Source organism: Daquilactobacillus linshuiensis (genome assembly GCF_052828685.1).
The window spans coordinates 1,250,375-1,270,892 of the sequence record NZ_CM128255.1; the positions used below are offsets into that span (position 1 = coordinate 1,250,375).

Annotated in this window: 21 protein-coding genes; 9 read left to right on the top strand and 12 right to left on the bottom strand. The window is 31.6% G+C overall.

Annotated elements, in window-relative coordinates; genetic code table 11:
• Positions 1 to 7: 7 nt before the first annotated feature.
• The 6 genes from ACUV9F_RS06805 to ACUV9F_RS06830 are packed head-to-tail and all read right to left on the bottom strand — an operon-like array spanning position 8 to position 4,115.
• On the bottom strand, positions 8 to 625 hold the full coding sequence (locus ACUV9F_RS06805) for a histidine phosphatase family protein (protein WP_446183522.1): 618 nt from the start codon (positions 623 to 625) through the stop codon (positions 8 to 10).
• 29 nt (positions 626 to 654) lie between these two features.
• Entirely contained in the window at positions 655 to 1,326 is a 672-nt protein-coding gene (locus ACUV9F_RS06810) for a DUF4867 family protein (RefSeq protein WP_446183523.1), read from the bottom strand.
• A 1-nt stretch (position 1,327) separates the two neighbouring features.
• Positions 1,328 to 2,272 carry a hexose kinase gene (locus ACUV9F_RS06815; RefSeq protein ID WP_446183524.1) on the bottom strand — a complete coding sequence of 315 codons (945 nt, stop codon included), beginning with the start codon at positions 2,270 to 2,272 and terminating at the stop codon, positions 1,328 to 1,330.
• Positions 2,273 to 2,320: 48 nt separating this feature from the next.
• Positions 2,321 to 2,896, bottom strand: coding sequence for a galactose-6-phosphate isomerase subunit LacB (gene lacB / locus ACUV9F_RS06820; protein WP_446183525.1), 576 nt, complete (start codon positions 2,894 to 2,896; stop codon positions 2,321 to 2,323).
• Between the two features lie 14 nt (positions 2,897 to 2,910).
• Positions 2,911 to 3,339, bottom strand: coding sequence for a galactose-6-phosphate isomerase subunit LacA (lacA, locus tag ACUV9F_RS06825; protein WP_446183526.1), 429 nt, complete (start codon positions 3,337 to 3,339; stop codon positions 2,911 to 2,913).
• A 17-nt stretch (positions 3,340 to 3,356) separates the two neighbouring features.
• Positions 3,357 to 4,115 (bottom strand): DeoR/GlpR family DNA-binding transcription regulator, encoded by a 759-nt coding sequence (locus ACUV9F_RS06830; protein WP_446184363.1) that lies wholly within the window; start codon positions 4,113 to 4,115, stop codon positions 3,357 to 3,359.
• A gap of 237 nt (positions 4,116 to 4,352) precedes the next feature.
• On the opposite strand from ACUV9F_RS06830, the gene ACUV9F_RS06835 reads away from it, so the two are divergent.
• From ACUV9F_RS06835 to lacD, 4 genes are read left to right on the top strand one after another with little or no spacing between them, the layout of a single operon-like run.
• Complete coding sequence (locus ACUV9F_RS06835) at positions 4,353 to 4,850, top strand: PTS sugar transporter subunit IIA (protein WP_446183527.1); 498 nt, start codon at positions 4,353 to 4,355, stop codon at positions 4,848 to 4,850.
• A gap of 15 nt (positions 4,851 to 4,865) precedes the next feature.
• Positions 4,866 to 5,180 (top strand): PTS sugar transporter subunit IIB, encoded by a 315-nt coding sequence (locus ACUV9F_RS06840; RefSeq protein WP_446183528.1) that lies wholly within the window; start codon positions 4,866 to 4,868, stop codon positions 5,178 to 5,180.
• A gap of 25 nt (positions 5,181 to 5,205) precedes the next feature.
• Positions 5,206 to 6,609, top strand: a complete 1,404-nt coding sequence (locus ACUV9F_RS06845) for a PTS galactitol transporter subunit IIC (protein ID WP_446183529.1) — start codon at positions 5,206 to 5,208, stop codon at positions 6,607 to 6,609.
• Between the two features lie 22 nt (positions 6,610 to 6,631).
• On the top strand, positions 6,632 to 7,624 hold the full coding sequence (lacD, locus tag ACUV9F_RS06850; protein WP_446183530.1) for a tagatose-bisphosphate aldolase: 993 nt from the start codon (positions 6,632 to 6,634) through the stop codon (positions 7,622 to 7,624).
• Positions 7,625 to 7,638: 14 nt separating this feature from the next.
• On the opposite strand, the gene ACUV9F_RS06855 is transcribed toward lacD, so the two are convergent.
• A complete protein-coding gene (locus tag ACUV9F_RS06855) occupies positions 7,639 to 7,842 on the bottom strand; it encodes a hypothetical protein (RefSeq protein ID WP_446183531.1) in 204 nt (67 codons plus the stop codon).
• A gap of 199 nt (positions 7,843 to 8,041) precedes the next feature.
• Between ACUV9F_RS06855 and ACUV9F_RS06860 the strand changes: the two genes are divergently transcribed.
• Positions 8,042 to 9,304, top strand: coding sequence for a uracil-xanthine permease family protein (locus tag ACUV9F_RS06860; RefSeq protein ID WP_446183532.1), 1,263 nt, complete (start codon positions 8,042 to 8,044; stop codon positions 9,302 to 9,304).
• 21 nt (positions 9,305 to 9,325) lie between these two features.
• On the opposite strand, the gene ACUV9F_RS06865 is transcribed toward ACUV9F_RS06860, so the two are convergent.
• Positions 9,326 to 10,276, bottom strand: coding sequence for an aldo/keto reductase (locus tag ACUV9F_RS06865; protein ID WP_446183533.1), 951 nt, complete (start codon positions 10,274 to 10,276; stop codon positions 9,326 to 9,328).
• Positions 10,277 to 10,286: 10 nt separating this feature from the next.
• On the bottom strand, positions 10,287 to 12,818 hold the full coding sequence (locus ACUV9F_RS06870) for a M1 family metallopeptidase (protein ID WP_446183534.1): 2,532 nt from the start codon (positions 12,816 to 12,818) through the stop codon (positions 10,287 to 10,289).
• Between the two features lie 132 nt (positions 12,819 to 12,950).
• Here ACUV9F_RS06870 and ACUV9F_RS06875 point away from each other — a divergent pair, with 132 nt between their 5' ends.
• From ACUV9F_RS06875 to ACUV9F_RS06890, 4 genes are all read left to right on the top strand, one after another.
• Positions 12,951 to 13,874 carry a hypothetical protein gene (locus ACUV9F_RS06875; protein WP_446183535.1) on the top strand — a complete coding sequence of 308 codons (924 nt, stop codon included), beginning with the start codon at positions 12,951 to 12,953 and terminating at the stop codon, positions 13,872 to 13,874.
• An 85-nt stretch (positions 13,875 to 13,959) separates the two neighbouring features.
• Entirely contained in the window at positions 13,960 to 14,763 is an 804-nt protein-coding gene (locus ACUV9F_RS06880) for an HAD family hydrolase (RefSeq protein WP_446183536.1), read from the top strand.
• Between the two features lie 74 nt (positions 14,764 to 14,837).
• Complete coding sequence (locus tag ACUV9F_RS06885; protein ID WP_446183537.1) at positions 14,838 to 15,731, top strand: VOC family protein; 894 nt, start codon at positions 14,838 to 14,840, stop codon at positions 15,729 to 15,731.
• A 153-nt stretch (positions 15,732 to 15,884) separates the two neighbouring features.
• A complete protein-coding gene (locus ACUV9F_RS06890; RefSeq protein WP_446183538.1) occupies positions 15,885 to 16,385 on the top strand; it encodes a YagU family protein in 501 nt (166 codons plus the stop codon).
• 23 nt (positions 16,386 to 16,408) lie between these two features.
• Here the strand turns inward: ACUV9F_RS06890 and ACUV9F_RS06895 are convergent, their stop codons facing one another.
• The 3 genes from ACUV9F_RS06895 to ACUV9F_RS06905 form a co-directional block, all read right to left on the bottom strand.
• The gene (locus tag ACUV9F_RS06895) at positions 16,409 to 17,077 is read right to left on the bottom strand and encodes a CPBP family glutamic-type intramembrane protease (protein WP_446183539.1); all 669 of its coding nucleotides are present in this window, start codon (positions 17,075 to 17,077) and stop codon (positions 16,409 to 16,411) included.
• 135 nt (positions 17,078 to 17,212) lie between these two features.
• A complete protein-coding gene (locus tag ACUV9F_RS06900) occupies positions 17,213 to 19,588 on the bottom strand; it encodes a YhgE/Pip family protein (RefSeq protein ID WP_446183540.1) in 2,376 nt (791 codons plus the stop codon).
• Between the two features lie 223 nt (positions 19,589 to 19,811).
• The gene (locus ACUV9F_RS06905) at positions 19,812 to 20,501 is read right to left on the bottom strand and encodes a 2,3-diphosphoglycerate-dependent phosphoglycerate mutase (protein WP_446183541.1); all 690 of its coding nucleotides are present in this window, start codon (positions 20,499 to 20,501) and stop codon (positions 19,812 to 19,814) included.
• Between the last annotated feature and the right edge of the window lie 17 nt (positions 20,502 to 20,518).

The window sequence follows — 20,518 nt, forward strand, 5'->3', positions numbered from 1 at the left end:
AATTCACCTAAAATTCTAAAGGGGTCTTACGTCCATAATAAATTAAATAACGTTTTCCATCTTTATTTAATCTATATCTACTTACACCACAATTTCTTGGTTGGATAATTTTAGATATATCATCAATATTCATGATAACTTTCATCAAAGCTCTACTAATAAAGCCATGGCAAACTAGAGCAACTTTTTTATTATCACCTAGTTGACTAATCTCATTTAAAATATCATCTACTCTTTGATAAACATCTTCATAATTTTCTGCATCTTGAGCATACTTAATATAATCAGGTAGCAAATAACCATTATCATCAAATACTTCTGGATGTTCTTTATATAATTTTTCTTCTGATACACCATCCCAACTACCATAGTCAGCTTCTCTAAGTCGAACATCTGTCTTAACTTCGATACCCGTATTTTCTGTAAGAATTTGAGCCGTTTCATATGCACGAATTAGTGGACTTGAAATAACTTCATCAAAGTCTGATAGATCAAAAACTTCTCTTAGTTGATTGGCTTGTTTTCGTCCCTTTTCATTTAATGGTAAATCTGTAGAGTTCCCATTTATTCTTTTTTCTTTATTTGTATCTGTTTCTCCATGACGAATTATATATACTTCAACCATAAAAGCACCTCTAATATTTGATATTATCTCTAGTTTATCATGTTAAAGGTAAGAAGTTCACCAGTAACTCCAATTACTGCTCCATTATTAATTTTATCTTTTCTTGATTTATGAACCACTTGAAATTTATTTATTTTAGTAATAATACGATTACTAGATTTAAAATTATTTGGCAATTCTTCATTTGTCCCTTTAATGAGCATAACTAATATTTTAATTCCCTCATCTGTTACTTGAATTGGTGCATAATGTAAGGTATCACTATAAAATTCTATAACTGTTCCTTTAGGGACAAAATAAATCTCACCAGATTCTTGTATATTTATATTATTATTGGTCATTTGACTTCTTTTGGCCAAAACCATTATAACATCGGTAAAGAATATATTTGTTTCACTTCCTTGATGATATTCCACTGCCGAAAAGTCTTTTGAATGCCCTGTGCACTCTCCTGCCTGTGTTTCCACACCCGGATAAATATCATTAGAAAGCTGTTTTACAACATCGAAATTTTCAATCTCTGAATTTGATGTAGTATATAAATTTTTTTCTTTTATTTTTACAGAATTTGAAAAATATTCACTAATATCAGAAATATCATATCCTGTTTTTATTTCTCCAAATTTTTTAAAATCACTAGAATCAATAGTATGTATCTTTTTATTTGGATTTGCCTCTCTAAATCTTGTAATTTTATCCAAACTAATATTCCTCAACTTTTACTTTTTTAAAATATTCATCAAATTTACTTTTATCAATGTAACCCGTTTTTGAAGACATAGTATTTAACATACCCGTTGTCATCGCAGTTTTTATTGTATCTTCAATAGACATTTTTTCATCAATCCCTATTGCTAAGCCCGCTAAAGTGGAATCCCCTGATCCAACAGGGCTCACCACATTAATAGATGGAATTATTGCTTTATAAAAATCACCATTTACTTTTACAAATGCCCCTTGAGCACCTAAAGAGACAACAATCCATTCTATTCCTTTAAACATGTCATTTTGCAACTTTTCTTTTAAACTATCATAATTGATGTTCTCTTCAGTATATTGAGCATCTAACAATTGTGAAATTTCTGCTTCATTTGGCTTAATTAAAAAAGGTTTTTTTTCAGGTATTAAACTTTCTTTAAGTGCTTCTCCCGATGTGTCTAATAATATTTTTACATTATTTTTATCAGCAATCTCAATTATTTTTGAATAAAAACTTGTATCAAGTCCCTTAGGTAAGCTTCCCGAAATTGTTACTACAGAATATCTTGAAACATTCTTTTTAAAATATTCTAAAAACTTTATTTTATCTTCTTTATTTATTGTAGGCCCTGGTTCTAGTATTTCCGTTTGCATACCATTATCATGGATTATTGCGATAGAATTTCTGATTTCATCATTAATCTTAACAAATTCATATTGAATTCCATCATCATCTAATTTTTTTTCTAGAAACGCACCTAAATTTCCACCATTATATCCAGTTGCAGTTACATTTCTTCCCATCATTTTGATCACCCTAGTAACATTTAAACCTTTACCACCAGCAGTTTTAATTACCTCAGATGCTCTATTCACTTGATCTATCTTTAGAGTATCTAATGAATAAGCCATATCAATAGATGGATTCATTGTTAGTGTTAGTATCATTTTTCTCCTCCATAAAAAAGCCATGACATATGTCACGGCTTTTTATTTTTAATCGTGATATACACCACGCGCCCATTTCTCATTTTCTTCATCAAAGAAATGTTCATTATCTCTTTGTTCAGGATTAGGAATAGCAATATTATCAATTTTTTCTATTATTTTTTTATTTTCTTCTGTTGGCTTATATTCAGCATTTAAAAATGAATCGACGATATCAAATATAAAGTCTCTTCCTAATACAATCCCACCAAATCCTAAGACATTAGCATTTAATTGTTCTTTTGCATATTTTGCTTGAGTAGCATCGCCAACCATTGCAGCACGAATTCCGTCGTTTTTATCTGCAGCAGTTGAAATTCCTATACCTGTACCGCACAAAACTATTCCTAAGTCAGCTCTGCCGTCTGCTACATCTTCTGCGACTCTTTTCCCATATATAGGGTAGTGAGTTCTTGAAAAATCATGTGTTCCTTCATCAATAACCTGATATCCTAAAGATTTAAGATGATCAGAAACTTTAATTTTAACATCTGTAACAATATGATCGTTTCCTATTGCAATTATAGTATTTTTATTAATATCTGGTTCAACAAACTCTGGTTGTGGTCTATCATTATCTAACATTTTAATTTCCTCCATTAAATCATCTTTTCTAGCATATCTAGTCTAACTTGATGACGTCCAGCAGCATAATCAGTTTTTAAATAATCAGCTATTATTGATTCTGCTAATTTATAACCAACAATACCGGCACCCATTGCTATCGCTTTAGCACCATTATGTTCTGCTGTCATATGAGCAGTTCTTTCCTCATTAACGTTAGCTGTTACCATTCCCTTCACTTTATTACTTACCATTGCTGATCCAACACCATACTCATCAAACATCAAAGCTTTTTTTATTCCATTATCAAGCACTTCTTTAGTTACTGCTAATGCCGATTCAGTAAAATCAACAGATGGTTCTTCACTAACGTCAATTACCTCATGATTATTTTTAATAAGATATTCTTTTATTTTTTCCTTTAATTGAAACCCATCTTTATCTGATCCAACTACTACTTTCATTTTCGTTCCTCCTAAACCTATGGTTGTATAATTGCCACTTCATTTTCATATTCTTTTTTCACTTCAACATCCAATGCAGAATCTGTAATTACAGCGTCAACATCTTTTAGATTCCAAAAACTAAAAAAATCAGAATGATTAAATTTACTATGATCTGCTACAACAAATTTTCTATCTGCATTTTGTAATGCAATTCTTTGAGTATTTCCTTCCTCAGGGCTTGCATTCATCAGTGAATCTTCATTGATACCATTTACACTCACAAACGCCTTACTTGTCCTTAGATGTTTTAATGAGTCTAAGGTAATTCCACCTATAAATGCCCCACTCCGTTCTCGGAGAACTCCACCAACAAGACAAATCTCATAATCATGTAGCTCTCTAAAAGAATTAAAAACAGGCAAACTATTAGTTACTACTCTTATATTTTTTTGCTTACAATACATCGCAATAAATTCGTTAGTAGTTCCAGGCCCTATATATACAGTCTCATCTTCATTTATCATAGAAGCGACAAGTTGTGCCACTTCTTTTTTTTCAAAGACATTTATACTCTTCTTTTGTACATACGTGAGTTCTTTTTTGCTAAGTTTAGATTTAGCGCTTTCTGCCCCACCATGTATCCTAATTATTTGACCGTTTTTACTTAATTCTTCTAAGTCTCTTCTAATAGTCATAGTTGAGACGCCTAACTTTTTTACCAAGGTATTTACAGTAATAATATTACTTTCATCTACCAATTTTACTATTTTCAATAGTCTTTCATTTTTAAGCAGAAAGCATCATCTCTCTTTCTAAATGTTCTAAAATGTTCTTTTTTGATAACAACAAAAATATAACACACTGTAGTTTATTGTCAACTATGTAATTCCAATAATAACAACAAATTAGAATTTATTATTTACCTAATAAATCATCTATTAAATAGGCATTTTTATTTTTTTCTTGACTTTTGAAAGCGTTTGCTAGATAATTCGTGGTGTAAACAGAACAAAAAAGAACAAAAAAGGAAGGTGATTAAACTGTCAAACGTTGTTGAAGCACTTATATCACAAGGTTCAATTTTTATTTCTGATAAAAATACATCCAATGAGGTATTCGCTGATATTTCCAAAAAGCTTTATGAATCAGGACTAGTCAAAAAAGATTTTTTGTATAATATCATCAAAAGAGAAGAAGAATTCCCTACAGGAATGGATTTATCAGTAATAGACAATTCATTATCAAATATTGCTATTCCACATACTGAAAGTGGTTTCGTCAATTCCAGAAGAATTATTCCTGTTAAGTTAACTAGCTCAGTAGAATTTAACAATATGATTAACCCTTCTCAAACCATTAAGGTTAATTTTTTATTTATGATTTTAAATAACGATCCTGAAGGACAAGCAAATATATTATCTGAAATTATGGAATTTATTTCTTCTAGCGAAGTTGAATATCTTCAAGAGTTATTTAATTCTAATGATACAAAAACAATTTTCAGTATATTGGAAAATAAATTTAATTAGAAATGGAGAAAAATCATGACAAAACTCGTAAAAATTCTTACAGCGTGTGGTGCAGGAGTAAACTCATCACATCAAATTGCAGATGCACTTAATGAAGAAATGAAAAAAAGAGGACATCAAGTTAAAGCTGATGCCTACATGGTTAAAGATGTTAACGAAGAATTGATGTCTAAATACGATATTTTTACACCAATTGCAAAAACAGATTTAGGTTTTACTCCTGATGTTCCAGTTATTGATGCCGGACCAATTTTGTACAGAATGCCAGCTATGGCTGATCCTGTATTTAATCAAGTCGAAGACGCCGTAAAAAAAATAGAAAATAGTTAAATAACTAAAATAAAGGAGTATGAATATGAATGGAATTATTAATTTTGCCAATACAATTTTCAAACCTTTAATAGATTTAGGTGCTGCTCCATTAATGCTTATTGTACTGACAGTCATTGCACTTATCTTTAGAGTTAAATTTTCAAAAGCTCTTGAAGGTGGTATTAAATTAGCGATAGCTCTTACTGCAATCGGTGATATTATTGGACTTTTAACAACAGCATATCAAGATGCTCTTCAAAGATTTGTTGAAAATACTGGTATTCATCTAACCGTTACCGATTTAGGATGGGCTCCCCTAGCAACAATTACTTGGGGTTCCCCATATACATTATTCTTTCTTATGATATTAGTGATAGTTAATGCAGTAATGCTCGTTTTGAAAAAAACCAACACTTTAGATGTAGATATTTTTGATGTTTGGCACTCATCATTCGTTGGATTATTTGCAATATTCTGTGGTGCAAATCTTCTCGTAGCAACATTATTAGTAGTATTTATCGGAATTCTAAAAATTATCAATTCCGATTTAATGAAACCTACTTTTAACGATTTATTAGATGCCCCAGATTCGAACCCAATGACAACTACACATATGAATTACATGATGAATCCATACATAATGATTTTGGATAAATTATTCGATAAGCTTTTCCCTTGGCTAGATAAATATGATTTTGACTCAGCTAAACTAAACGAAAAAATTGGCTTTTGGGGAAGTAAATTTGCTATAGGTATTTATTTAGGTATCTTTATTGGTCTGCTTTCACAATCTAACCCTAAAGAAATATTTACATTATCACTAACAGCTGCAACATGTTTGGAATTATTCTCAATTATCGGTTCATGGTTCATTGCCGCTGTTGAGCCTTTATCTCAAGGTATTACAAACTTTGCAAACAAGAGATTTAATGGTCGTACAATGAATGTCGGTCTTGATTGGCCATTCATTGCCGGTCGTGCTGAAGTATGGGCAGCAGCAAACGTACTTGCTCCTATTATGTTATTAGAGTCTCTTGTACTACCAGGAAACAAAATTCTACCTTTAGGTGGAATTATTGCAATGGGTGTTACACCCGCACTTCTAGTTGTAACTAGAGGAAAAATTTTGAGAATGATTATCATCGGTACTATCGAATTACCATTATTTTTATGGGCAGGAACATTAACAGCACCATTTGTAACAGAAACCGCTAAACATGTTGGAGCATTTCCAAAGGGAATGGCTTCATCAACACTAATTTCTCATTCAACAATGGAAGGACCCGTTGAAAAATTCCTTGGCTATTTAGTTGGTAATGCAAGTAAAGGTGATATTAAATTCATCATGTATGCAATATTAGTTTTAGTAGCTTATCTACTAATCTTCATGTGGTATGCAAAACAAATGAAGAAACGTAACGCTGAATATGCAGCAAATAAGAACTAATTACTATTAAGGAGAGCAATAAATGATACAAGTAACAGATGAAGTAAAAACAAGACTAAAAAAATTATCTAATTCTGATAATGTTATCGGTGCTTTAGCGATAGACCAACGTGAATCCTTAAAAAAAATGTTAGCTTCAGCTAGTGGTAAAGAAGCTAACGAAACAGATATAGTTGAATTTAAAAAAGTTATCTCTAGTGAGTTAACTAAATATTCTTCTTCAATTCTTCTTGATCCAGAATACGGATTACCAGCCGCAAATGTTAGAGATACTAACGCTGGATTTTTAGCAGCTTATGAAAAAACAGGTTACGATGTTACTGAACCAGGACGTATGCCTGACATTCTTGACGTTTGGTCTGTTAAACGTTTAAAAAATGAAGGAGCCGATGCTATTAAGTTCCTTCTATACTACGATACAGATGAATCAGAAGAAATTAATAACAAAAAACACGCTTTCATAGAACGTATAGGTTCAGAATGCGTTGCAGAAGAAATGCCATTTTTCTTAGAATTAGTATCATATGATGCACACATAGATGATGTAAGTTCACCTGAATACGCTAAAGTAAAGCCTCATAAGGTTATTGAAGCAATGAAAGAATTTTCAAAACCTCAATACAATGTTACAGTTTTAAAAGTCGAAGTACCTGTTAACCAAAAATACGTTGAGGGATTCAATGAAAATAATAGCGAGGCAATCTATTCTAAGTCGGAGGCAGCAAACTTCTATAAAGAACAAAGTGATGCTACTGAATTACCATTTATTTTCTTGAGTGCTGGCGTTACACCGCAACTATTCCAAGAAGAATTAATCTTTGCTAAAGAAGCAGGATCAACATTTAATGGTGTTCTTTGTGGACGTGCAACGTGGAAACTTGGTATCGAACCATTTGCTAAAGATGGTGAAGAAGCAGGAAGACAATGGATGCGTACAGAAGGTAAAAAAAATATTGAAGATTTAAACAAAGTACTTGCAGAAACTGCTACTCCTTGGACAAATAGGATCGATTAAAAAGCAAGAAATCCTTAGTTGGATTTCTTGCTTTTTTCTTTCTTATCTTTTTCAACCCTATCTTTTATAGTGATAACATATAAGGCATACACCGTTATTACCAACGCAATTCCAATAGTAATTGAATTATGATAAATATATTGAATTATATTAACAGCAACTACAATTATTGCCCATAAAAAAACTTTATTTCTTCGTTTCTTTTCTTTTTGATCCATAATGAGTACCTTCCTTAACTAATAACATTCTACCATTGACATACTCATTTTTTATATGTATTCTATTAAAAACTAAATAAACCTTTAATTAAGTCCCGTGAGGCTTGCAAGGTAGTCATAAATTTATGCTAAAACTCTATTAACATTAGAGGCCTTCTATCTTCACGCGGATAAAAGGTCTTTTTTTATGGAGGATTTTATGAAAAATAACAAAATTGTTTTAGATGTCCATGATCGTCCTGAACCACTTCAGTGGTTAGGATTATCAATTCAGCACTTATTTGCAATGTTTGGTTCAACTGTTTTGGTTCCTATCTTGGTTGGTCTTAATCCTGGAATTGCTTTATTTAGCTCCGGGGTGGGAACTTTAATGCATATTCTCGTAACTAGAGGAAAAATTCCATCATATATGAGTTCTAGTTTTGCTTTTATAACTCCAATGATTGCTCTTATGAAAACAATTGGCTATCCTGCAGTTGCTCAAGGAACCATTGCTGTCGGTATTGTCTATCTAATTGTTTCTACGTTAGTAAGTTTTTTAGGAACTGAATGGATTGATAAAGCTCTTCCTCCTATTGTTGTTGGCCCAATTATCATGGTGATTGGATTATCACTTGCTTCAAATGCTGGAAAAGATGCAACCATGAATAATGGACATTATGATATCAGATTTTTCATTGTTGCCTTTGCTACACTATTTATCACAATTGCTTTTAACATGTTATTAAAAGGTTTTGCTAGTCAAATTTCTATTCTTATAGGTGTTTTTTTTGGATACATTATCTCTGTCGGATTTGGACTAGTAGATTTTTCTACCGTTATAAACACCCCTTGGTTTAAAATTCCTAATTTTCAAATACCTTTCATTTCATACAAACCCCAAATATATTGGGGAGCTATTTTAGGAATGGCACCTATCGCATTCGTAACAATGACAGAGCATATGGGTCATATTATGGTTTTAGATGAATTAACTGGTAAAAATTTTTTAAAGGATCCAGGTCTTAATAAAACTCTTGCCGGTGACGGAGCAGCTTCAATAATCGCCGGATTAATTGGAGGGCCATCAATTACTTCATACGGAGAAAATATTGGAGTTATGGCCTTAAACAAAATCTATAGTGTATACGTCATAATCGGCGCTGCAATATTTGCTATAATTTTTGGATTCATCGGAAAACTTAGCGCCCTTATACAAAGTATTCCCTTACCCGTTATTGGTGGAATTAGTTTCTTATTATTTGGAGTTATCGCCTCAAGTGGATTAAGAATTCTTGTTGATAACCATATTGATTTTAATAAAAATCGAAACTTAATGATTGCCTCATCAGTCCTTGTAATAGGAATCGGAAATGTTTTCTTACAAATCGGAACTTTTCAATTTTCCGGTGTAGCAGTAGCAACAATTGTAGGCATGCTATTAAACGCTGTATTACCACAAAAAGCACGTAATGAAGAATAACTTCATACGTGCTTTTTTAATTTATGGTAAATCATTTCCAGCTGCAAAATATACGTCATACCATTCTTGATTTGTTAATACAACATCTCCACCTGCAGCACTATCTTCAATATGTTTAGGATTCATAGTCCCTAAAATCACCTGCATATTAGCTGGATGTTTTAATATCCACGCAGTAGCAATTGCGTTTTTCCCTACATCGTATTTATCACCTAATTGCTTTAACTTTTGATTTAATTCAGGAAATTTTTCATTATTTATGAAAGTCCCATCAAAAAATCCATATTGAAATGGTGACCATGCTTGAATTGTAATATTCTTACGGCGAGAAAACTCTAAGATGCTTCCATCATGACTTATTGATCCATTATCTGTCATATTAGTATGAATCCCAAAATCTATCATACCAGTATGCATAATGCTAAACTGCAACTGATTAATCATTAATTTTTGATTAATACCACTTTGTACCAACTTATATTGCTCCGGATTAAAATTTGATACACCAAAATGTCTAACTTTTCCCGACGTTTCCAATTCATCAAACGCTTCTGCTATTTGCTCAACTTCCATCAAAGTATCTGGTCTATGCAATAAAAACGAGTCAAGATAATCAGTTTTCAGTCTTTTAAGACTGCCTTCAACAGATTCAATAATATGTTTTTTAGAAAAATCATATCTAAGACCTTCAGGAAAACTCTTAGACTTACCATTATTGTTAATAATGCCACCTTTAGATTGAATATAGAAATTATCTCGAGTTAAAGAAGATTTTTTTAATGCTTCACCAAAAACTTCATCTGATTTTCCTAGATCGTAAATATCTGCAGTATCAATGAAATTAATTCCATTTTTATAAGCTGTTTCAATCACTTCAACTGCCTTATTACTATCTAAAACGTTCATACGCATAATTCCTAATGCAATTGCTGATGCTTTCCAATTAGAATTACCGATTTTTATACTTTTCATTTAAAAGCCCTCACATTTCATCTGAGATCGCTTGGTTTACTGTATTTTTTTCTTCTTCAACTAGTTTTACTCTAGTTTCAATAACTTTCGTATCCATTATTATTTCTCGAGTTAATCCAGGTGTTTGAAGTTTAGGCTCAAAAAACTTTTTGAATTCATTTAATCTTTGACGATTATTAAGTACTGTTGAAATAACAGTTATGAATGTTGCAAATTCCATATCTCCACCAACTGTTTTTTCTAACCAGTCCCAATCATTTCTTATCCAATCCCAAGCTAATTGTTCACCTATGCCATTTTCTAGCACTCCTTGGAACCACGCACGTAAATCTTGAGGTTTGATAATTTGAGAATTTTCAAATTCACCTACTACTTTTTGTAAAAAGTTTTTACTCTCAGCACTTGTTATCGCTCTTACTAGATCAGCTTTATAACTTGGACTTGTGGTATTTTGATATTCTTTAAATAGTTTTTCGTAAAGACTATCATTACCAAAGTTCTGTACTTCATTTTTCATTATTAGCATTCTTGTTGCCGCTGGTAATTTTTCTAAACTATCTTTATTAAGCTCAAAAATATCATGAAGTTGTTTCTCTACTGCTATATTTTCACCATACATCGCTGCATTCACCACGACAGGACGAGATAATGTATCATCTAAAGAATCATTTTCTCTGTTCTCAGCAGTCAAATCGTTAACAATATCGGCACTTAATTTATTAAATAATTTTTTTAAATTTCTTTCTTCATCAGAATCATTATCAACAAATTTTTTCAAATTATTAGCTAATACATATAATCCTGTATTTACAATTGCAGACTTACTATTTGAGAAGTGTTTCAAATAACCGACCACATTTGCGTATGAAATTTGATTACTTTCAGCCAATAATCTTAAGTCTTGTAGTATTTGTAGTTGGGAAATATTGTCTAGACTGTCTATATCTTTAAAAATATCTTCTAATAAAGCATCGTCATATTTCACTACAAAATGAGAACTATTACCTACATTTAACCTAAATGGCTGATTATTTTGTTCACGTAATTCTTTATATCTACCAAGATTTAACTCTTCTTGTGACATAATTAGTGGCGTATTTTTGTAGTTTGTATTTAAAGGTATTTCCCATTTACGCCCTACTTCTTTGCCTTCACCTATAAAGAATTGTTTTTGTTTTAGTATCAAATCTCCATTTACGACACTTGCTGATACCACAGGATAACCTGGTTGTTCAAGCCAAGAATGCATAATTTTTGTGATGTCCAGTTTTGAATATTTGCTTAAAGCATTCCACAAGTCATCTCCTTGTGCATTACCATAACTATGATTTTTGAAGTAATCTTTTAATCCTGATCTAAGTGCTTCGTCGCCAATTAACGACCTTACCATCACCAATATTCTTGATCCCTTGGCATATACAATTGCACCGTCAAATAATGCATCAATTTCAGCTGGGTCTTCTACTTTAACATGGACTGACTGAACACCATCAGTTGCATCTCTTTTTAAAGCTCTTGCAACTTCACCAGTTTGAAATGACTCCCATATATTCCAGCTTGGTTCAATAGCATCAATTGAAAGATATTCCATCATATTGGCAAAACTTTCGTTTAACCACAAATCTTCCCACCACTTCATAGTAACAAGGTCACCAAACCATTGATGAGCCAATTCATGAGCAACAACAGTTGCTACTCTTTGCTTTGTTTCTATTGAAGTGTTTCTTGGATCAACTAGTAAATAAGCTTCACGATATGTAACCAGTCCCCAGTTTTCCATTGCTCCTGCTGAAAAATCTGGCAAGGCAAGTTGCCATGAGTGTGGCAAAGGATAAGGAGTTTGATAAAAATCTTCATAAAACTCAATAGCACGTTTTGCTATATCTAAAGAAAAGTCTAGCTCGCTTAACTTATGTGCTTTAGTCGAAAACACACCTATCTGCGTTCCATTTTTTGTTTTTGTCTTAACACTTTGTAAATCACCAAAAGCAAATGCCACGAGATAGGTAGACATACGGACCGTAGTATCAAAGTAATGAATTCCATTTTCATTTTTTATTTCTGGCATATTGCTTAATATTGTCTCGCCAGGTTGTTCGTCAAATTTTATAGCCAAATTGAACTTAGCTTTCGCTTCAGGTTCATCAATACTTGGAAATGCTTGTCTAGCAAAAGTCGTTTCAAACTGTGTCCCAACAAGCTGTTTTTGTTCTCCGTCCACTTCATAATAAGAAGGATAAATTCCCATCATTGTATCGGTTAAATCAGCATGATACTTAATTTTTAAATTTGTTAATCCTGTTTTATTTAGTGAAATCGTAATTGAATCATCTTCATTATTAACTGAAAAATCAAGACTATTTCCGTTAGAAGTTATTGATTCAATTTTTAAATTCTTCTGATTTAAAAAAATCGTTGAATCTCTTGCTTCACCGTTAATTTCAGTTTCACCTTTAATAGTTTTATTCTTTCTATTTATATCCAAAAAAATATTGTATGTTTCTGGCTTAAAATATTCAAAAAAATGTTTTACCTCAGTCATAAGAATTCTCCTAACTATATACTTGTGACTACATATTAGCACAATTGCACTCAAGGTCGTTCAAAGTTGCATATATAGTTTTTTTCGTGGTATTCTATTTATTGTGTTTTTTTATTTAAGGAGCTACAAATAATGAAAAGAAGTACAGTATACAAGTTTTTTGAGTACGTAATTGGATTAGTTTTTATTTTACTAATGATTGGTACTGCGACAATAACAAAAGATATCGAAATAATTTTGCCAGAGTTAGGTGCTTTAACCGCTGGATTGTGGATTTATCATGAAACTCACTGGCTAAATAACCCCATTAAAATATTTTATATTCCATCAATTACTGCAATTATTGGATTTTTTATTAACAAATTACAAATTGAATATTTTCAAAAAGTCATTATTTTATTGTTCATAATGCTTATAATTCTATACCTAACTAATTCTAGCTTGGCGCCTTCATTTGCCACAGGACTACTTCCAATAATAGTAAATGCACACAAATATTCATTTATCATCTCTATTCTTGCTTTCACATTTTTATTAATGCTAGTAGCTAAACTTAGAAAACTAGATAAAAAATATTCACAAGAATTTACGTTAAATAATAACGGAATTATCTTTTTCTTTATTATTTCTCTTAGTTGGATAGTAATTGTTAGCTTACTAGGAAAAGAATCTATGTCTGCAATTCCGCCTATTCTTGTCGTTATTTTTGAAGTACTACAAAAACCAAAATATTCCGGAATAATGGCAATCAAGCAAGCAACTGCCTTAACATTAGCTGCCACAATAGGTTTCTTTGTTCATAGCATTTTTGCATCATGGCTAATCACTACTTTAATTTCTTTACCTCTTGTATTTTTACTATTAACAATTTTAAAAATACAACTACCTGCTGCCTATGCTTTTCCACTTTTAGCAATAGTTTTACCTACAAATATTTTTAATAATTTACCAACTACCGCTTTAATTGCCTCAGCTTTTTTCTTTTCATTAGCATTTACATACCAAAAGGTTTTAAGTTTAAAGAGTTCAAGACAAGAATCTTTGGAAGAAATATAATATTTGACTGTTTACAAAACAAATATCTTACTTTACAGTAAGTCTTAGTTAGTAACTAAGACTTTTTTTATTTAAGGATAATAATATGATAAAACACATTTTTTCAGATATGGACGGAACATTACTAAACGAAAAGGGAATTCTAACAAATAATAATGCCGCCTTAATTGATGAGAGCAATATTCCCTTAACATTAGTATCTGCTCGCTCACCTATAGAAATGATCGACTTCATAAAAGAATTACATCTTACTGATGAACAGGTTGCCTTTAATGGTGGCTTAATCTTTAAATTTGAAGAAAATGAGATAATTCCAATACAAGAAAATCTTTTAAATATCTCTGCAGCAGAAATAATCGTAAATGAATTAAAAAATAATTTTCCAAACACAAGTGTCAGTCTTTACGATACTGATCATTGGTATGCAGAAAAAATTGATTTTGGAATTGAATCGGAGCATAAATTTGTAAATCATTATCCAGAAATCGTTGAATTCAACGACTTATTTACTGATAAAAATAAAAAACTCTTTAAAATAATGACCATCTCAAAAACATCAAAAGATTGTTCGGATATAAACAATTATTTTAAACAATTAAATCTACCTGAAGTAAGTTTTGTTGGTTCAGGTTATAATTATTTTGAATTCACCAGTGACAAAGCAAAAAAATCATCAGGTGTTAAGTACATTTTAGATTCAGAAAACCTATCATATGACCAAGCTGCTGCATTTGGCGACGGTCACAATGACTTACCCATGTTAAAACTTATTGGAACACCTATTGTCATGGCAAATGCTAATGATGACATTAAAAAACATGCAAAATATATTACCAAATCAAACAAAGAAGATGGTGTAGGATTTGGTATACATAAGTATTTATTATAGTATCGAGACTTAGTTCTCGATATTTTTTTTAATAGATTTATAATTTAGGTGATTACAGACAGGAGGATAATAATATGAAACTACACCATATTACGTTACTAACTAAAGATGTCTCTAAAAATTCAGATTTTTACATAAAAATACTTGGATTTAGATTAGTGAAAAATTCCATTAATCAAGAAAATCCTCATATGCGTCATGTCTTTTATGGAGATTATATGGGCAGTATTGGTATGGATATAACATTTATAGAAGTTCCCAGACTAGGTCAAAGAACAGATGAAGATAGTTATATTCAAGGAGTCGATTTTTATGCTCCATTAGGTAGTGAAGAATTTTGGCAAAACAGATTAACACATTTTAATATTCCATTTAGTTTTCAAAACAATATTTTATCCTTTAAAGATTTTGAAGACGTTCCTTTATCACTTAACTTTATAAATGAGCACCTGCCAGAACATCTTGTAAATACTCTTAGTGATATTTCACGTGATAATCAAATAATTCGTTTTAAAAATTCAAATATCTATGTAAATGATATGAATGCAGAAAAAAACTTCTTTGAAACATTAACTTCTATTAAATTCTCTGGTAATATATTACCTCTTGACGATAATCAGACAATAACACTAATACAATCGTCTAACCCAGGAAGAAAGCGCATGGGACGTGGAAGTATAGACCATATTGCTCTTTCAGTTCTTGATAAAAGTGACATTACCAGAGTTAAACAGTTAGGTCTTGATAGTAATTTTGAATATGAAGAAGATATTGATAGAAAATTTTTTTATTCTTTATACTTCAAAGATCCAAATCATAACAGAATTGAATTTGCCACATCATATCCAGGTATGACTGTTGATGAACCTTTAGATTTTCTTGGACAGCATTTAAGTCTTCCAGACAGATTAGAACCAGAAAGATTAGATATTGAAAAATTTTATGCAGAAAAAGGAATAAATTTTTAATTTGAATTGATTATTGGCATGACTTGACACGTATTTTAAAAGCAATTTAAGTTCAATTGAGCTTAAATAGTATATAGTTTAATTTATTTTTTTAATAAAAATATTCTGCTATTCTTAATATAGTAAATATAAAGAAATAGTCAGGTATTTCATATGAATAAAAAAATAAATTTAAAGGCTGCTGTACTCGCTGGAACAGCAGCTGGTATTACATCAGGATTAGTCAAATTAGGCTGGGAAAACATCTTACCTCCACGTACGCCACAAAGAAATAAGACTAATCCACCACAAAAAATGTTAGAACAACTAGGTATTCCAAGCTCAATTACCCATGCAACATACAAATACTCAAGACAAGAACTACCATATGTTAGTTATATAATTCATTTTGGGTTTTCAGCTTCATTTGCGATAATCTATGAAGTTTTAATACAATATAAAGATAAATTACGCGCAGGCAGTGGAACTATTTTTGGATTAGCAGTTTGGATTACATATCACCTTTTAGTAATGCCTGCTATGAAAACAATACCCTCTGCAAAAGAACAACCATTTGAAGAACACTTGTCAGAAGCTCTGGGACATATTGCATGGATGTGGACTAATGACGTTGTAGGACAAGAAATATATAATCGACTAGCAAAAAAGGATTGAAGATTTTTTTCTTCAATCCTTTTTTACATTCCTAACAATACTATTAAAATCAATACATAATCATAAATGATATGCGTAAATATTCCACCTAATAAACTGTCTGTTTTTTTCCAAGCCATACTAAATGGCACACGTGCTAAGCCAATAATAACTACTGCATGATACCAGTTCCAAGAATAAGTTGGTAGATGTAACATTCCAAAAAATACAGATCCAACTATTAAAGCAATAAGCCACGCATTTTTCTTATTAGTCTTTCTTTGAGCTAGATAACTGTAAATAGGTAGAACAACCGATGCAACAATTAATTCCTCACCAACTAAAGATATCCAAATAAATAATAAACTAATTAAAATAGAACTTTTATCACTATTTAATATAGGATTGGCCGAAAACTTCAAATGAAATAAAAGTGATCCAATTATGAAAACCAACATGGCAAGACCATACGCTAATAATCCCATTTGAAAAATAGTTTTCCAGTCCTTTTTAACAGGAAACTTAAAGAACTTCTTAAAGTTACTCCAGCCAAATGTAACAATTAAAGAGATTGAACTAGTTATAGGTAGCCAAATCCAAGGCAAACGAAGCCAACCAAAAGATAAACCTGCCATGCCTAAAACAATCATTATTGGAATAATCCAAATTTTACTCAGTCTTATTTTGCTTTTTATTAATAACTCATCAAACATAAAATTACCTCATGTGAGAATTATACACTAATGAGTTTCTGGATTCCTTTAGAAGATTTTGAAAAGAAAAAGGTATTTATCTTTCGATAAATACCTCTTCTTCTCTTCATCAATATCTGTTGACAAAGAATCTTCTTATTTTTCTACTTCTTGTAATTTTTGGTTATCGTCTAATACTGATTCGCCATTATTACCGCGTTTTTGTAAGTAATACATTCCCGTCCACAATAATGCTAAATTAATTATTGTAAATAATGCAAGAACACTTACTGTTTGAGTGATCTGTCCACTACCTAGACCAGAAGTAATTGCCTGTCTGAATCCAAGGTTTGAATAGCTCATAGGAAGTAATGGATGAATAAAGTTATAGAATCCGTTTGTAACTTCCATTGGGAAAGTACCACCAGAACCACCAAGTTGTAGCATCAATAAAATCATAGCCAAAAAACGTCCTGGATTATCAAAGGTCATTGATAAGAACATAACAATTGCCATAGAAGCTATTGAGAACGAAATTGCTACGGCAAAGAATTGTCCTGGGTTATCAACCTGCAATCCGGCAGCCATCATTAGTGCTGGTTCAATAATAGCCATAGCTATCGCCACTATTCCACCAACAGAAATCTTACTCAAGAACCAAGCAGTTGATGATTGGCCTGTCATAGAGATTTTTCTAATTGGGAATGCGAAGTTAAATACCAACGCTCCAACATACAATGCAAGTGATAGTACATAAGGAGCTAGGGCATGTCCATAATTTGGAACCTTACTATAATTAGAGTGTTTTAATTCTGATGGAGCAGCAAATTGATTTGCAGTTTTATCAGTTAATTTTATTGAATTAACTTTCTTAGAACCATCTTTTAATGCAGTAGCTAACGTATTATTACCATCACTTAATTGAGCAACACCATTTGTCAATTGTGGTGAGTTTGCAGCTAATTGCTTTGTTCCATTAGCAAGTTGATTTACACCTGAAGATAGCACAGGTATTTTGGCGTTTAATTCACCAGTTCCTGCAGATAATTGATTAGCTCCAGAATTAAGAGCTCCACTATTTGCGTTTAATTGACTAGCACCATTAGCAGCTGTAGCAACACCATTAGTGTATTGACTAAGTCCTTCAGCAATTGTAGTTGATCCACTCTGTAATTGTGAGATTCCCGAGTCTAATTGATCCATCCCAGGAACAAGTTTTGAATTAAGACCAGTCTGAATTTCTCTCAAGCTTTGAAGCATATCAATTGAGCCTTGTGTAGCGGCTTGTAATTGAGCAAACTCCTCATTAGATATTTTTCCACTGACTTGAGTTTTAACACCATTTACAATTTGAGTTGCTTCGTCAACAGCACCTTCTTTTAATTTCTGAGTTAAGGCAACTTTTAACGCTTTTTCTTGAAATTGATCAAATGTTACTCCTAATTTCTTTTCAGCATCAATAATTTCTTGAGCTTTTGCAGAGTAATCTTGAGCTTCTACTTGATCAATTATTGGTTGTAAAACTTGATCTAGATTTTGTAACTGGCTTTGTATTTCTGTTATTTTGGTTTGTAATCCCTTATAACCATCTACAGCATTTTTATAATTCTGATCAGATGAAAAGCTTGGATTGTTATTGATCTTAGATTGCATTTGTTTCAATCCTGCATCAATTTGAGAACTACCATTTTTTAGTTGTTCTACACCTGTTGATAAACTTGAAGCACCACTTTGTAATTGACCATTTTTACTTGCTAATGTTTGCAAACCATTATTTAAAGTACCAACACCATTAGTATATGCTCCAACTCCTGTAGCTAGTTGGCTTGAGCCACTTGCAAGTTGACTAACACCATTAGATAGTGGCACTACACTTGTTTGCATGGTTAATACACCATCATTTACTTGATCAATACCAGATGTATAAACATTCAATCCGTCACTAAGTTTATTTGAGCCATCACTCAATTGTTTAGCTCCACGGGCAGCATCTTTGAAGCCTTTTCCAGCTTCTTTAACTTGAGAGAACATTACTTTTGCATAGGCAGTAGTAACAGCCTCTCTAACTTGTGAATTAAGCTCTTTTGCACCAGTTTCACTTATAACTTCAGCAATATAGTTCAATGAATCGTTAGTCTTATATTTTATTTGCATCTTTTTAGGATTTTTATCTAAAACAGTAGCAGCATTTTTTGAAAAATCCTTTGGAAGAGTAACGATTGTATAATATTTTTTGTTTTTGAGACCTTGTTTTGCTGTATCAGCTGAAACAAACTTCCAGCCAATTTGTTTATTATGCTTAAGTTCTTTGACCATATCGTCTCCGGCATGCATCTTTTGCCCTTGATACGTAACAGGTCGATCCTCATTAACAACAGCAACTGGCAAGTCTCCAGTACTTCCATATGGATCCCAAACAGATTTTAAGAAGAAAATACTGTATAGAAATGGAATAAACATAATCGCAAATAAAGAAATCAATATTATTTTATTTGAGAATATGAATTTAAATTCATTTTTAATCATTTTCATATATATAAAACTCCTATTTATAAATAACTATAACTTTCATAACCAAAATAGCTTAGTATAATTTAGCAAAAAAAACAAGTCATTATTATGGAAAATTATAATTATTTTTTGACATTTTATTTTTACATTAATCTGTTGCATATAATATTCATTTTATAAATATTTATTATCTATATCCTAAGTGTGAAAAAAAACTATCCTAATAAAAGGATAGTTTAAATTATTAGTTCAATTTTTTCTTGCTTACAACTTTTAAGTTTTTATCTAGATCATAAACTACTGGTTCACCTGTAGCCATTTCAACATCCATGATATCTTCATCAGAGATTTCTTCAATATATTTTGTTAATGCTCTTAATGAGTTACCATGAGCTGCAATAATTACGTTTTTACCATCTAAAAGTTTTGGAGCAATTTCATCTTCCCAAAAAGGAATAACACGTTCTAATGTAACTTTTAGATTTTCTCCACCAGGAATTGCTCTTGGATCAAGATCAGCATAACGACGATCGTTTGCTGCTGAGCCTTCATCACTAGCATCCAATAAAGGTGGTAAAACGTCATATGAACGACGCCAGATATGAACTTGATCTTCACCAAATTTTTCTGCTGCTTCTGCTTTGTTTTGTCCTTGAAGAGCACCGTAATGACGTTCATTTAAGCGCCATGTTTTCATTTCAGGTACCCATAATTGTCCTGATCCTTCTAGTGCGTAGTGCAGTGTTTTGATTGCACGAGTCAATACTGAAGTATATGCTTGATCAAATTCAATTCCTTCTTCTTTTAGAAGACGTCCAGCATTTTGAGCTTGTTTAACTCCTTCTTCACTCAAATCAACATCAACCCAACCAGTAAATAGGTTAGATAGGTTCCATTCACTTTGACCATGACGAATAAATACTAATTTAGCCATTTATAATATGCCTCTTT